This window comes from Staphylococcus sp. 17KM0847, from assembly GCF_013463155.1.
GTDB lineage: Bacteria > Bacillota > Bacilli > Staphylococcales > Staphylococcaceae > Staphylococcus.
In genome coordinates this window covers 390,524-406,065 of record NZ_CP040781.1, presented here as the reverse complement: position 1 = coordinate 406,065, position 15,542 = coordinate 390,524, and the positions used below count along the sequence as shown (strand labels likewise).

Here is a 15,542-nt window from a genome sequence, read left to right as displayed (position 1 = left end):
AACTTATTTTTTCTTTTTACGTGCTTTTTTCTTCAAACTTTTATCCTTATAGAAAGGTTTATGTTTTGTTTTATTGTTTTTATCACGACGACGTGCGTGTTTTCCTTTACGCTGTTTACGCTTTTTCTTCCCGTCTTTTTTACTTTTAAATTGATCGCCCTTAGATTTAATCTGAATGGTTGTACCTTGAACTTTTTTATCCCGTTTGGAGCCGAAATCTATGGGGATGCCTACAATTTGAAAGTCAATTTGACGTTCATCTACATCGACATGTATCACCTTAACCTTTATTGTATCGCCAATACGATATACTTTAGCTTGATGCTCACCTATTAATGCCATATGACGTTCATCAAAGTGATAATAGTCGTCTGTCATATTTTGAATACTGACGAGTCCTTCAATCGCATTAGGTAATTCAATAAACATGCCAAAGTTTGCAACAGAACTAATAACCCCTTCAAATTCATCACCAATATGCTGAATCATAAATTCTGCTTTTTTCAATTCATCTGTATCTCGCTCTGCATCAATTGCACGGCGTTCACGCTGAGAGGTATGTTCAGCAATCTGCGGCAGTTTCTCTTCCCACTCATGTTGTGCTTTACCATTCATTGATTGTTCAATTAAGTATTTACGAATTAAACGATGGACAATCAAATCTGGATAACGACGAATCGGTGATGTAAAGTGTGTATAATAATCAGCTGCCAAACCAAAATGACCTAAGTTATCCGCTTCATAACGTGCTTGTTGCATAGAGCGTAACATCATCGTTGAAATCACTCTATCTTCTGGACGACCTGTCACTTCTTCTGCAATGTGTTGCAATGTACTTGGATGAATCGTCTCTCCTGTTCCTCGAACCATGATGCCAAAATTCGTAATAAAATCAAAAAACTGACGTAAACGCTCTGACTTAGGTTGCTCATGAATACGATACAAGAAAGGCACTTCTAACTTATCAAAGTGTTCTGCTATCGTTTCATTCGCCGCAAGCATAAATGATTCAATCAAGCGCTCGCCTTCCCCTCGATCACGCGTAACAATATTTTGTGGAATACCTTCTTCATTGACTTGTACTTGTGCTTCAGGAATATCAAAGTCAATCTCTCCTCGTCGTTTACGCATTGCAATCAAACGTTGAGATAAATCTTTGGCTAAATCTAGCATCGGCGTAATATGTGCGTATTGTTGACGTACATCTTGATTCTTTTCAGTAATGATTTCATTAACTTCATCATATGTCATACGTGCATTGGAGTGAATCACGCTTTCAAAAATATCATGACTCACCACTTCTCCACGTTCATCTATCTCCATACGACAGCTCATCGTTAAACGATCGACGTCAGGATTTAATGAACAAATTCCATTGCTTAGTCGATGTGGAATCATAGGTATTACACGATCTACAAGGTAGACACTTGTCGCTCGATCATACGCTTCACGGTCTAATGCACTTCCTTCTTGAACGTAGTAACTCACATCTGCAATACTTACTGTAAGTTCTATATGACCGTTAGAAAGTTGTTTCAGTGCAATAGCATCATCTAAATCTTTTGCATCTGCACCATCAATAGTAATGGTTAAGTCGTCTCTCAAATCACGGCGTCCCGTAATCTCATCTGTTCCAATTGTCTCTGGTATCGCCTTTGCTTCTCGCAATACATCATCTGGAAATTCAATTTCAATACCATGTTGATAAATGATGGACAAAATATCCACACCTGGATCATTTTTATGTCCTAATATTGCAGAAATATGCCCTTCTGGGTTATTTGTCCCATCAGAGTATTGCGTAATTTGAACGAGGACTTTGTGACCTTCTACTGCACCTAAATCGTGCCCCTTTGGAATAAAAATATCTTGCATGATTCTTTTATCATCTGGTACAACAAAACCAAAATGACGTGCCTCTGAAAATGTACCTACCACTTGTCGTATCGCATGACGTTCAATAGATTTAACTTCTCCTTCTGTCTTGCCTTTACGATGTTCTCCGCGTGATTTTTGTATTTCTACTGTTACCGTATCGCCATCCATAGCGTAGTGAATTTTATGTGGTGGGATAAAAATATCTTCCATCGTTTCATCATCTGGACGTAAAAAAGCGAACCCTTTCTTATTTTGGCTTAGTATCCCTTTCACTATCTTTTGTTGTGTACTTGATTTTTGATAGCGATCTTGCTTCGTTCGTGTGACAACGCCTCCCTGTTCCAACTCATTCAACACTTTAATCAAATCACGGAACGAATCTGCACTGCTTAAACCGAGCGCATCTTGAAAATCTGATACTGACATTGCACGATAATCTGATTGTTGTATCAACGCTAAAATTTCTTGTTTTAAATCCATGATATGCCTCCTTTCTCTCTATTTTTCCATTTTTATTTTATGCTATTCGGACCAGTCAAGCCCCTCTAAAAACTGATAAACCTCTTCAAATACTTGTTCTTTCTCTTTATCAATTGTAATAACATGACCTGAGTTATGGTACCACGATAAATGTTTTTGCTCAGAAATCGCACCATCATAGATTACATTTGCAGAGTCAGGGTTAATCATTTCATCATGTTCAGATTGAATCACCAACAATGGATCCATGACTTCATCAATGCTTTCACGAACACCTTCTAATGTCGCTTGTAACTCTTTTAACGTTTCTGTCGGATGAAAGTGGCTCATTTCTTGTTCTATCGTTTCATCGTCTTTACCTTCATAACGCTTAAAGTTACGTGCATATGCAAGAAAACCTTCAAACATTGCCCCTTCTGTTTTGATATAAGCAGGCGTACACATTGTTACAACACCTTTAACATCACGATTTAAGCTTAGTTTCAATGCAAATACACCACCAAGTGATAGACCTGCAACCGCAATCTCATCATAACCTTGTTCGACTAAATAATCATAACCATCCAATGCGTCTTTATACCAAACATGTGGACTAGATTCCAAAATTTCTTCAGGTGGTGCTGCATGTCCTTCATAATGAGGCGCATGAGAGGTATAGCCTTTTTTCTGAAGATAACGTCCCAGCTGTCGTACATCTGAGCTATTTCCTGTAAAACCGTGTAATAATAAAACTGCACGTTTGCCTCCTTCAAACAAAAATGGCTTAGGGAGTTGTATTTTCATCAAAACCTCATCCTTCCTTAAAAAGTTACATTATTATTCTATCTATTTATAATTATTGATACAAACAAAAGGAGCAGGATAGAAATCTTAATGACTGAAAAGATTTCATTGTCCTGCCCCGGTAAAAATGACTCACATTGAAAAGGTTAATATACATATTTAATCCAGTCAATGACTACCATTGTGCTTTTATACTGGCTCTATTATATGTTCAAAACAATTTCTGCCTCAGTCCCTCTACATATTAAAGTAACTGATACCTAACATTAATACAAAGAAAATAATTGATAGTACAATTGTCAATCTATGCAAAAATAAATCTACACCACGTTGTTTTTGTTTACCGAATAATTGTTCAGCCCCACCGCTGATGGCACCTGATAAGCCATTACTCTTACCTTCTTGTAATAAAACAACCGTGATGAGTGCGATACAGTCAATAATCAGTAATACAACAATAAAAGTATGCATCAGATTGTCCTCCATTCATCATATACGAAAGCTATTTTAACACATTACCATCATTCCGACAATGTTAACTAACGGTTGAATGTAGTTTTACGCTTAATACTCGTTATAATCATAAACACTGCCATAACTATCGAACCGATTACTGCCACAGCATAAGGGACTAAAGCTAAAAATCCCTTGACATTAACAATACTCACATATAATAACGGTGGATTTAACAAAGCATTAAAGACTTGTGATATAAAGACTGCAAGCATAAACCACCATAAGTATGGATGTTGGAACTTAATCGCTACAACACCTGCTGAATATGCAAGAATGTATAAAATACCTGTATAACGTAAACTATTATTTATTGCATTAATCGCATTCTCTGATACCTTATTACCTGATTGCTCCAACATATGACTAATAACTTGACTATCTACAATCGTAACTTGGTGTACAACAAGGCATACTGCAAATAAAAATGAAATGTATGCCAGTAAGCGTCCTGTATGCTTAGCACGCATCTCTGATTCTGTTAAATTTGACATCTTTTTTCTCCTTTAAACACTGTTATATTCAATATATCAAATTCATCATTCAAAGGAAACGACTATGCCACAAATATTACAAGCTAGGATGTGTACCTGCTCCGAGCTGCTGAATGTGTGTGACGATATGTGGATTAAGAGATGAATATTGATCCAACACTTGTGGTGTTACCCATTCATACGTTTCGAACTCTTCATCATCAATCTTCAATGATGTTATATCGTCGACTTGCGCATAGTATGTAAAAACGAGTCGCTGATGTTTATTGTTAATCCACAAATGTCCCAAATAATGCACTGTTTCTAATGTTAAATTCGTTTCTTCTTTTGTTTCTCGTAACATCGCGGCTTCTATGGGTTCATTGAACTTGACTTTACCTGCTGGCACATTCCAAATACTGGGTGCAACTGTTGCGTCACGATGTCTCTGACAAATTAAATAGCGCCCTCGATGTTCCAAGATCACTTCTACAGAAAAGCGAAGTCCTTCAGGCTGTATGGTTGGGTTATTCACAATATCAATATCATGCGTCATACAATACTCAACATAATGCGCATCTCGCTCAGAAGGATTTAAAATTACAGCATGTTGTATATGGTCTTGTTCAACAATAGTTGTTAAGACATCTGGAACAAGCGATGCTGTCCATACAATCTCATAGTCCACTGTCCATTGTTGCGTAAGTGCTTTGATTTTTTCTTCTTCATCATGTGTCCCTACTACAATTACTTTTCCAATGTTCAACATTTCAAACAAGTTCTCAAATACATGTGACTGTTCCACAGATGTTACATTAAATAATAAGTACGTCATGCATAACACCTCCAGATGAATGATTTCGTAAAATATGTACAATATAAAAGTTTCCTGACCAAAGGTCGCTAATACTCTGAATTTTTTATTATACCCAAAATAAAAATAATGTGAAAGCATCAAGAATTATACACTAGCCACACATAAAACCACCTCCTATGTACAATGTGTACATAAGAGGTGATTGACATCGTTAATCTTATTTATCTAAGTTATAGAAAGATTTTAACCCTTCATACTTTGATGTTTCATATAGTTCATCTTCAATACGTAATAATTGATTGTATTTTGCAATACGGTCTGTACGTGATAATGAACCTGTTTTGATTTGTCCAGCATTTGTCGCAACAGCAATATCTGCAATTGTTGTATCTTCTGTTTCACCAGAGCGGTGAGATACTACTGCAGTGTAACCTGCTTTTTGTGCCATTTCTATTGCTTCGAATGTTTCAGTTAACGTACCGATTTGGTTTACTTTTATTAAGATTGAGTTACCAATTTTGTTTTCAATACCTTTTTGTAAAATTTCAGTGTTCGTTACGAATAAATCGTCACCTACTAATTGTACACGGTCACCAATGCGTTCAGTGAGTAACTTCCATCCTTCCCAATCATTTTCATCCATACCGTCTTCGATAGAGATGATTGGATATTTGTTAACCAATTCTTCTAGGTAGTCTACTTGTTCAGCAGCAGTACGTTTCGCACCTTTGTCACCTTCAAATTTCGTGTAGTCATACACGCCATCTTCATAGAATTCTGATGATGCACAGTCAAAGCCTAAGAAAACATCTTCACCCGGTTTGTAACCTGCTGCTTTGATCGCTTCAAGGATTGTTTCTACACCGTCTTCAGTACCTTCAAATTTAGGAGCAAAACCACCTTCATCACCAACTGCTGTAACAAGTCCACGAGATTTTAAAATTTTTGCCAATGCGTGGAAAACTTCAGCACCGATGCGTAAAGCTTCTTTAAATGATGAAGCACCTACTGGTAAAATCATAAACTCTTGGAATGCGATTGGTGCATCAGAGTGTGAACCACCATTAACGATATTCATCATAGGTGTTGGTAATACTGTTGCATTGAATCCACCTAAATATTTGTATAAAGGTTGACCTAAAAAGTCTGCAGCAGCACGCGCTACGGCAATAGATACACCTAAAATAGCGTTTGCACCCAATTTACCTTTGTTTGGTGTACCATCTAATTGAATCATCATTTTATCGATTGAGTTTTGATCTAACACCGCAAACTCACCTTCGATTAATTCTGGTGCGATGATTTCATTTACATTTTCAACTGCTTTTTGAACACCTTTGCCTAAGTAGCGTGATTGATCACCATCACGTAGTTCTACTGCTTCATGTTCTCCAGTTGATGCGCCTGATGGTACAAGTGCACGACCAAATGCACCACTTTCTGTTAATACTTCTACTTCTACTGTTGGGTTACCACGTGAATCTAAAACTTCGCGAGCATATACATCAGTAATAATTGGCATAATCGTTAAATCTCCTTTTTGTTAAGGTAGTGGTTTATTGGAATATATTACAACCCACACACCTGTCATTTTATTGTGTCTTCGCTTATATTATAACGATAGCATATCGTTTCTCAAAATATTTTAATGCTGAATAAGTGTTTCACCAGTCATATCTGCTGGCTGCGTAATATTTAACAAATCAATGAGTGTTGGTGCTAAGTCACCTAAGCGACCTGTTTTGCGTAATGTAATCCCTTCTTTTGTTACAATAACAGGGACTGGATTTGTTGTATGTGTCGTCATCGGTTGATCATCATCGGTCAACACTTCATCTGAGTTACCATGATCGGCAGTAATAATTGCCTGGCCACCCATATCGATAATTTTATCTACAACAGCACCGAGACATTCATCTACGGCTTCGATTGCTTTAATTGTTGGCTCAAGCATACCGCTATGACCAACCATATCTGGATTCGCAAAGTTAAGGATAATAAGATCTAAATCTCCCTTATCTAGCTCTTCTAACAATGCATCACGTACTTCATAAGCACTCATTTCTGGTTGGAGATCATACGTTGCTACCTTTGGAGATGCAATCAAGCGTCGACGCTCTCCTTTGAATTCTTCATTTTGTCCTCCACTCATGAAATATGTCACATGAGGGTATTTTTCGGTTTCGGCAATGCGCAACTGTGTTAAGCCATGATCTTGGGCAACTTCACCAATTGTATTTTTAAGATCTACTTTTTCAAAGACAATTTGTGCGTCTACGTTATCATTATATTTCGTAAATGTCGCATAGTAGAGGTTGTTCACTTGTTCTACCGGAAAACCATCAAAAGCTTTATTTGTAAATATTTCAGAAAGTTGTGCAGCTCTATCTGGACGGAAGTTGTAAAAGATAACTGCATCGCCATCTGCCACACCATTATTTTGACCAGTCACTACAAACGGTTCAACAAATTCATCTGTCAGTCCTTGTGCATAGTTTGCTTCGACACCTTCACGTGCGGAGCTATATTTGACGTCGCTAAAACCACGAATCGCATCATACGCTTTATGCTCACGATCCCAACGTTTATCACGATCCATAGCATAATAACGACCTGATACTGATGCAAATTGACCTACGCCTAATTTTTGAAAAACTGCCTCTGTTTCATCAATATATCCGAGTGCAGATTTTTGATCTACGTCACGTCCGTCTAAAAAAGCATGTACATATACTTTATCCAACCCTTTACGTTTAGCAAGTTCTAGGATTGCAAATAGATGTTGATAATGGCTATGTACACCACCGTCAGATAATAGACCAAAAACGTGCAATGCTGCATGATGCTGCTGAACATGGTTCATTGCGTCATTCAAAATTTTATTATCATAAAAGTCTCCATCTGAGATAGATTTGTTGATTCGTGTCAAACTTTGATAAACGATTCGTCCAGCACCAATATTCATATGACCTACTTCAGAGTTACCCATTTGTCCTTCAGGTAAGCCTACATCCAAACCACTTGCTTCAATTTGTGTTGTTGGATATTTTGTCGCATAACGATCAAAGTTGGGTTTATGTGCAAGTTTCACTGCATTACCATGCTCTTCTTCACGATTTGCAAAGCCATCTAATATAATAAGGGCTGTTGGTTGTTTTGCCATTTATTTTGCACCTTCTAACAATTGTACGTAATCTTCTACTTTTAATGATGCACCGCCTACTAATGCACCATCAATATCTGTTTCTGCCATGTATTCTTTGATATTGTTTGGTTTCACACTACCACCATATTGAATGCGCACAGCTTGAGCTACTTCTTCGTTCGTGAGTTTTGCGACTGTGGCACGTACTGCTGCACACATTTCATTCGCATCTTTGGCTGTTGATGACTTGCCTGTACCAATTGCCCAAATAGGTTCATAGGCAATTACTACTTCTTTCACTTGTTCTTCAGTTAAGCCTGCTAATGCTTTTTCAACTTGGCTTTCAACAATATCATTGGCCTTACCTTGTTCACGCTCTTCATCTGTTTCACCAACACAAATAATTGGCGTCATACTATGTTTGAACAGGGCATGTGCTTTTTTATTAATATCTTCATCTGTTTCATGGAATAACTCACGGCGCTCTGAATGACCGATCACAACATAGCTCACACCTAAGTCTGCTAATGCAACAGGTGATGTTTCACCAGTAAAAGCACCACTTTCCTCAAAATATGTGTTTTGTGCGCCAATTTTCAGACCATGTGCAACACCCTCTTGAGTTAATGTCACTAATGCATCTAATTGAATTGTTGGTGCACAGATAACTGCTTCTACTTCATTCGTATCTGGTAATGCTGGTAACCCTTTGACAAAATCTTTTGCTTCCTGTACCGTTTTATTCATTTTCCAGTTACCTGCAATAATTGGTTTTCTCACTTAAAACACTCCTATAATTTAATGTCTCTTTTTCAACTTACTACATCACTTATTTGTTTGCTATTGCTTTAATACCCGGAAGTTCTTTACCTTCGAGATACTCAAGAGATGCGCCGCCACCTGTTGAAATGTGTGTAAAGTCCTCTTCAAAGCCTAATTGCATTGCTGCTGCGGCTGAATCACCGCCACCGATAATTGTTGTAGCATCTTGTAATTCGGCTATTGCTTCACATACACCAATCGTACCTTGCGCAAAGTTACTAAATTCAAATACACCCATTGGACCATTCCATACGACTGTATGTGCACCTTTTAGCTGTTCTTTAAATAATTCGACTGTTTTTGGACCAATATCTAGTGATTCTTGGTCAGCAGGAATTTCATCCATTGAAACTACCGTAATCTCTGCATCATTAGAAAACGTTTTTGCTACCTTACCGTCAATCGGTAATACGATTTGATCACCCGCACGATCTAGTAAATCTTTCGCAAAATCAATTCTATCTGCTTCAAGCAATGATAAACCTATTTCTTTACCTTGTGCTTTTAAGAATGTGTAAGCCATACCTCCACCAATTAACACTTTGTCTGCAATATTTAATAAGTTTTCGATAACACCTATTTTGTCAGAAACCTTTGCACCACCTAAAATTGCTACAACAGGCTTATCTGGATTATCCACAACACCACCGATAAATTTAATCTCTTTTTCCATTAAGAAACCAGCTACTGTTTCAAGATGTGTTGCAATCCCCACATTTGATGCATGTTCACGATGCGCAGTACCAAATGCATCATTAACAAAAATGTCACCTAAAGAAGCCCAATACTTGCCCAACTCAGGATCGTTTTTAGACTCTTTCTTACCTTCAACATCTTCAAAGCGTGTGTTTTCAAACATTAAGATGTCGCCTTCATTTAAATCTTTAATCGCAGACTCTAACTTTTCACCACGTGTTTCAGGAATAAACGTTACCTCTTTTTCCAATTTTTCAGATAAACGTTTTGCAACAGGTGCTAATGATAACTTTGCTTTGTCGCTTTCTTCTTTAACCTTACCTAAATGTGAGAATACAACAACCTTACCTCCTTCATTAAGGATATGTTTCAAAGTCGGTAATGCTTGCACAATACGATTATCATTCGTAATTTCTCCATCTTTCATTGGTACGTTAAAGTCAGCACGTACAAGTACCACTTTCCCTTTTAATGCTACATCTGTTACATCCTTTTTAGCCATTTTTAAACTCCTCCTCAAAACCGTTGTTAATTTCAGTTTAAAACAAATCTTACTTTTTATTAAGAAATTTATGACTTACCTTCCACGATTTTGTTTAAAAATAAGCGGAGAAGCGTTTTGTGCCTCCCCGCCTACTATAATGCTACACGTCAGTTTAGAAGCACTCGTCATGTACTTACTGAACTTATTATGTTACACGCTTATTTTGCGTGGCTTGCTAAATATTCTAAAGTACGAACAAGTTGTGCAGTATATGACATTTCGTTGTCGTACCAAGATGCAACTTTAACTAATTGACGATCACCAACAGTCATTACACGTGTTTGTGTTGCGTCAAATAATGCACCAAATGTCATACCTACAACATCTGATGATACAATTTCATCTTCAGTGTAACCAAATGATTCATTTGTAGCGTCTTTCATTGCTTGGTTTACTTCGTCCACTGTTACTTCTTTTTCTAATACAACTGTTAATTCTGTTAATGAACCTGTTGCCACTGGTACACGTTGTGCGCCACCGTCTAACTTACCTGCAATTTCAGGAATAACTAAACCGATTGCTTTTGCTGCACCTGTTGAGTTTGGAATAATGTTTTCAGCTGCTGCACGTGCACGACGTTTGTCACCTTTACGGTGTGGTGAATCTTGTGTATTTTGATCACCTGTATATGCATGAATTGTTGTCATTAAACCTTCAACAATACCGAATGAATCTTGTAATGTTTTTGCTACTGGTGCTAGTGAGTTTGTTGTACAAGATGCACCTGATACTACTGACTCTGAGCCATCTAATAATTCATGGTTCACATTGTATACAATTGTTTTTAAGTCGCCTGTTCCTGGCGCTGAAATCAATACTTTTTTCGCACCAGCTTCAATGTGCGCTTCTGCTTTTTCTTTAGAAGTAAAGAAACCTGTACATTCTAATACAACATCTACACCTAAGTCAGCCCATGGTAATTTTGATGGTTCTGGTTCTGAGAATGATTTAACTTCTTTACCATTAACACGGAAACCACCGTCAATTACTTCTACTTCTTCAGTAAAACGACCTTGCATTGTGTCATATTTCAATAAGTGTGCAAGCATATCATCATCTGTTAAATCGTTAACTGCTACTACTTCGATATTCTCAACATCTTGAATTCTTCTAAATGCTAAACGACCAATTCTACCAAATCCGTTAATTGCTACTTTTACTGCCATTTTAATGGCCTCCTTTAAAATGTAATTGTGTTTTATTGTTTTAAAAGACCTTGCGTAATAATTTTTGCTGCACTCTCATCTGTAATAAGTGTTGTATTCTTCGGTGCAATTTCAAGATATGCTTTAATTGCATTACCTTTTGAAGCACCGCCTGCGACAGCAAAAATGTGTTGCTTAGATTGTACCTCTTCCAGTTGAAGCCCAATCGTTTTAACTTTATGAATAATCTCACCTTGCTGGTTAAAATAATAACCAAAGGCTTCACCTACGGCATTATGATGTTGAAGTTTTATCACGACTTCTGATGACGATTGTCTACGTTTCGCCATTTTCAGCGCATCACCTATGCCATGTACGATAAATTGCGACTGTCGAATTCTGTCTAACGTTTGTATAACAGAAGGTTCTTGCATTAAATTTTGGTATGTTTGTTCACTTACTTGATCTGGCACATACAGTGTAGTGTAACTCCCACCTGTGCGTCGCGCCATTGTAGAACAAATCGTATTTGCTTGAAAGATTACATTTTCGCCCAATCCGCCACGGGCTGGGACAAACAAGACACTGAATGGTAGTTCTGTCATCGCATCACTTACCGATGCCATTGTAGAACCTCCAGTAATCGAAACAATTGCTTCTTCATACAATTGCTTTTCAAGTAGTTGTCCTGTAATACGGCCTAACTCAACTTTGACACTTAAATCTGTATCACTATTACCAGGAATGACATGAACCTCTTTAATACCATAGTGTTTGCGTATGAACTGAGCCAACTGATGATAATCAGAATAATGATTGAAATAATCACTCAACTGCCCTACTACATCTACGCCTTCAGATGTCAGTGTCATGCCTGTGGGTTTCACCAAAATTAAATCTTGATGCTTCAACAAGTCTGTTTCTGATCTCAGTACCCTTTCTGTTAAATTTAACATTTCACTTAATGTACGTCGACCAACAGGCTGGTATTTCTGAATAGCTGTCAAAATTGAAAACCGTCGATACATCTTATCTATCAAGTCAGGCACTATTTTTTGTTGAACTTGAATCATGCGTTCCAAGAGTTACGCCTCCTTAATAGTGAACAGGGGGTCAACTTCAAGCCAAGGGGTGACATTTTAAGTCCCATCAATGCTAAAAAAATAGATAACCTGTTTACATTTATAATGATACTATGCCTTTTATATAAAAGCAAGCCAAAAGTAATCCCACAATAAAATTTAATAGGTCGTTTTACGTCCAACCTTTCCATACCATACTCCGCTCATATTGTAACAACACAGACGCTCTCATCATTTTTTAATGACAAAGTAGAAAGGTGACAATGTATATCACAAAAAATAAATGGTCTTCTTACTATAAATGTCCGAATCACGTCAATAATACAAATTCCAAATAATAATCATAATGCATCTGGATGAGACACCTGTAAACTGTTCCTTCAGTTATCGTTCTTTAACAATTAAAAAGCACAGAATCATCTGCTTTATGACTCTGTGCTTTGTTTGCTATTGATTATTATTTGCGTTTTGTTGTGATTGTGTTGACTGTTGACGTGAAGATTGGGCCTGACTGTTCTGCTGACTCTGCTGATTTTGTTGATTTTGCTGACGATTGGTCTGCTGTTGCTGTGATGTATTGGATGATTGTTGTTGCTGTTGCGATGGCTGTTGTACTTGTGTATTACGCTGTGCATTGTTCTCTTTTTGCTGCTCTTTTTTATCATTTGTTGATGTTTCTTCGTCTTTTTCTTGAGTTTCTTTATCCTTTTGTTGCGTTTGTTTTTTCTGTGTATTCGCCTTTGAACGTTGTTGTGATTGTGTCGCTTGTTGTCTTTGTGCTTGTTGTAATGCGGCTGCCTCTCTTGCTTGTTGCTCTTGCAATGCCTGCTGCTCTTCTTGCTTTCTTAACGCTTCCTGCTCTTTTTTTTCTTTTTCTTCTTTTTTCTTTTTAATCTCTGATTCACGCTTTTCTTTTTGCTCTTGCTTTTTCTGTTCTTCCAGACGCTCGTTCCCTTTATGTGTTTGATCTACGTAAGCAAAAACTGCAAAAAAGAGTCCAGCCATTAATCCTAAAATCACTAAAATACTTAGGCAACCTGTCAACTTCTTTTTCCCTGAAATTTTGCCATCATCTCTATACTTAGGTCCTTGATTACTTCTTTGTGGTGCTGTCATAATGTTCCCTCATTTCTTCTATCCTTTCGTTTATTTACACAGTTACAACAATGTAATATCACGCAAAAAAGAAATTTACTTATTAGATTATCATACCCCATTATTAGAAAATCAACCTTTTTAACTTTATAAAACATTGTTTACACAAATAAAAATTTGGATAAAAAATAAAGACTGGAACGCTGCATCATTCCAGTCTTTCTACTAAAGGGAGTCAAAATAACCTTCGCTGTGTATATTATGGGGTATACTGTTTAATTAAGAGATGTATTAATTATTTTCGAAGGTATTTCTATTATAACCTAATTTGTGAAAAAATAAACATATTTACTTTGAATTTTATATGACTGTTTCTTGTCAGAAGTATGAACAGAAAATCAAATCCCTGCGATAACTACTCTACGTAACAAAAACACTGCATACATTCACTGCGAAAGGATGATTTAAAATGACAACATATCTAATAAGTGGGGGGACGGGGTTAGTAGGACAAAAACTCATACACCGACTTCTCCAAGACAACAAGAACCATATTTATGTACTCACACGCGCTCAGCCACCAAACCATAAATCTTCCGTCAATTATATCAACTGGTCCAATCCTCACTGGGAAAAAGATATTCCAAATATAGATATCGTCATTAATTTGGCTGGGGCTACGCTGAGTCGCTATTGGACAAAACAACATCAACAAGATATGATGACCAGCCGTATACAAGCAACACGTGCCTTATACGATTTGTTTCACACACGCCCTAACCCACCATCTGTTCTGTTTAATGCGAGTGCTATTGGCTATTATCCCCCTTCAAAAAGAGTGATATATACTGAAAACACTCAAGCTGACCCACATGATCTCCTGTCCGAAATCGTCTATCAATGGGAACGACAAGCTGATCTCTTTAACCATTTGGGTACTCGTGTCATCTATGGTCGTTTTGGTCTAGTTCTCTCAAAAGATGGCGGCGCACTGCCTATAATGGCGTTGCCTTATCGTCTAATGGTCGGTGGCAAGATTGGAGATGGCAAACAATGGTATTCTTGGATTCATATTGAAGATTTAGTAACTGCTATTATCTATTTAGTTCATCATTCTACTGCTCAGGGTGCTTACAATTTGACGGCCCCTTATCCGGTAACACAACATGAGTTCGGTCAGACACTCGGTCAAGTTCTGTATCGTCCTCATTATATGCGTGTGCCTGGACTATTGATGCGACTTGCTCTAGGGCACATGTCTACGCTTATGCTTGATACACAATATGTGTTGCCCCATCGTCTAAAGCAGTTAGAATTTCCATTCCAATTTCCTCATCTTAAAGAAGCGCTGTGTCATATTTATAACATGTAGCACTAATTGTTAAAGAGGATAATCTTTCTAACTGATTATGTACTATTTTAGCTGTTTTTGATAAAAGACAAGGTTCAGCCATCTATCAAATTTGAATCCGACTTTTTCCAAAGTTCCAACATAAGCATAGCCATATCGTTCATGAAGATATCGGCTTGCTTTATTATCTTCATCTATTCCAGCTACTAATGTTTGATAACCACGTTCTAACAGTGTATCTTCAATCTTTTTTAACAAGCGAGAAGCAACACCTTTTCTCTGTGCATCTGGATGAACATAAACTGAATGCTCTGCTGTATATTGATACGCTGGCCAATTACGAAATGTACCATATGTCGCAAAGCCGACAACTTGATTTTCTTGAACATCAACATAAATTGGAATACCTGCTAACACTTTATCGGTATACCATTCCTGACGTTCTTCCAGTGTTGTCTCTTCATATGTATATACTGCTGTTGTATGACGAATAGCATAGTTATAAATTTCTAAAATAGCTGGCAAATCATTTGTCATGGCTTCTCTAATCATCTCAACACGCCTCCACTACTCATTTTACTGTAAAACAAATGCAAACTCCCCTTTATAACACTTGATAAAGTTCATTTAATTATCTTTACTCATCTCAAATACATGTCAATAACATGATATTCATACTTAATAAACTGTTGTTTGATTCATTGATCATTCTTATTAT

At 37.2% G+C, this 15,542-nt stretch carries 14 protein-coding genes; 1 reads left to right on the top strand and 13 read right to left on the bottom strand.

Translation table 11 applies throughout. The features are described 5' to 3' along the window. Positions 1-3: 3 nt before the first annotated feature. The 12 genes from rnr to FGL66_RS01920 all read right to left on the bottom strand — a co-directional run bounded on the left by rnr (position 4) and on the right by FGL66_RS01920 (position 13,494). The gene (gene rnr / locus FGL66_RS01975; protein WP_180809949.1) at positions 4-2,358 is read right to left on the bottom strand and encodes a ribonuclease R; all 2,355 of its coding nucleotides are present in this window, start codon (positions 2,356-2,358) and stop codon (positions 4-6) included. Positions 2,359-2,400: 42 nt separating this feature from the next. After that, complete coding sequence (locus FGL66_RS01970) at positions 2,401-3,141, bottom strand: alpha/beta hydrolase (RefSeq protein WP_180809948.1); 741 nt, start codon at positions 3,139-3,141, stop codon at positions 2,401-2,403. 237 nt (positions 3,142-3,378) lie between these two features. Then, the gene (gene secG, locus FGL66_RS01965) at positions 3,379-3,612 is read right to left on the bottom strand and encodes a preprotein translocase subunit SecG (RefSeq protein ID WP_180809947.1); all 234 of its coding nucleotides are present in this window, start codon (positions 3,610-3,612) and stop codon (positions 3,379-3,381) included. Positions 3,613-3,680: 68 nt separating this feature from the next. Beyond that, positions 3,681-4,148, bottom strand: coding sequence for a hypothetical protein (locus FGL66_RS01960; RefSeq protein ID WP_180809946.1), 468 nt, complete (start codon positions 4,146-4,148; stop codon positions 3,681-3,683). Positions 4,149-4,224: 76 nt separating this feature from the next. After that, positions 4,225-4,962, bottom strand: a complete 738-nt coding sequence (locus tag FGL66_RS01955) for an NUDIX hydrolase (protein WP_180809945.1) — start codon at positions 4,960-4,962, stop codon at positions 4,225-4,227. 199 nt (positions 4,963-5,161) lie between these two features. Beyond that, positions 5,162-6,466 (bottom strand): surface-displayed alpha-enolase, encoded by a 1,305-nt coding sequence (gene eno / locus FGL66_RS01950; protein WP_180809944.1) that lies wholly within the window; start codon positions 6,464-6,466, stop codon positions 5,162-5,164. Positions 6,467-6,589: 123 nt separating this feature from the next. After that, positions 6,590-8,107, bottom strand: coding sequence for a 2,3-bisphosphoglycerate-independent phosphoglycerate mutase (gene gpmI / locus FGL66_RS01945; RefSeq protein WP_180809943.1), 1,518 nt, complete (start codon positions 8,105-8,107; stop codon positions 6,590-6,592). Next, on the bottom strand, positions 8,108-8,869 hold the full coding sequence (gene tpiA, locus FGL66_RS01940) for a triose-phosphate isomerase (protein ID WP_180809942.1): 762 nt from the start codon (positions 8,867-8,869) through the stop codon (positions 8,108-8,110). A 49-nt stretch (positions 8,870-8,918) separates the two neighbouring features. After that, positions 8,919-10,109 carry a phosphoglycerate kinase gene (locus FGL66_RS01935; protein ID WP_180809941.1) on the bottom strand — a complete coding sequence of 397 codons (1,191 nt, stop codon included), beginning with the start codon at positions 10,107-10,109 and terminating at the stop codon, positions 8,919-8,921. 200 nt (positions 10,110-10,309) lie between these two features. Continuing rightward, on the bottom strand, positions 10,310-11,317 hold the full coding sequence (gene gap, locus FGL66_RS01930) for a type I glyceraldehyde-3-phosphate dehydrogenase (protein WP_180809940.1): 1,008 nt from the start codon (positions 11,315-11,317) through the stop codon (positions 10,310-10,312). Between the two features lie 32 nt (positions 11,318-11,349). Next, complete coding sequence (locus tag FGL66_RS01925; protein ID WP_180809939.1) at positions 11,350-12,378, bottom strand: sugar-binding transcriptional regulator; 1,029 nt, start codon at positions 12,376-12,378, stop codon at positions 11,350-11,352. Between the two features lie 447 nt (positions 12,379-12,825). Further along, positions 12,826-13,494 (bottom strand): hypothetical protein, encoded by a 669-nt coding sequence (locus FGL66_RS01920; RefSeq protein WP_180809938.1) that lies wholly within the window; start codon positions 13,492-13,494, stop codon positions 12,826-12,828. Positions 13,495-13,942: 448 nt separating this feature from the next. Here FGL66_RS01920 and FGL66_RS01915 point away from each other — a divergent pair, with 448 nt between their 5' ends. Next, the gene (locus FGL66_RS01915) at positions 13,943-14,845 is read left to right on the top strand and encodes a TIGR01777 family oxidoreductase (protein ID WP_180809937.1); all 903 of its coding nucleotides are present in this window, start codon (positions 13,943-13,945) and stop codon (positions 14,843-14,845) included. 42 nt (positions 14,846-14,887) lie between these two features. Here FGL66_RS01915 and FGL66_RS01910 read toward each other — a convergent pair whose 3' ends face one another. Next, positions 14,888-15,376 (bottom strand): GNAT family N-acetyltransferase, encoded by a 489-nt coding sequence (locus FGL66_RS01910; protein WP_180809936.1) that lies wholly within the window; start codon positions 15,374-15,376, stop codon positions 14,888-14,890. Positions 15,377-15,542: the final 166 nt, after the last annotated feature.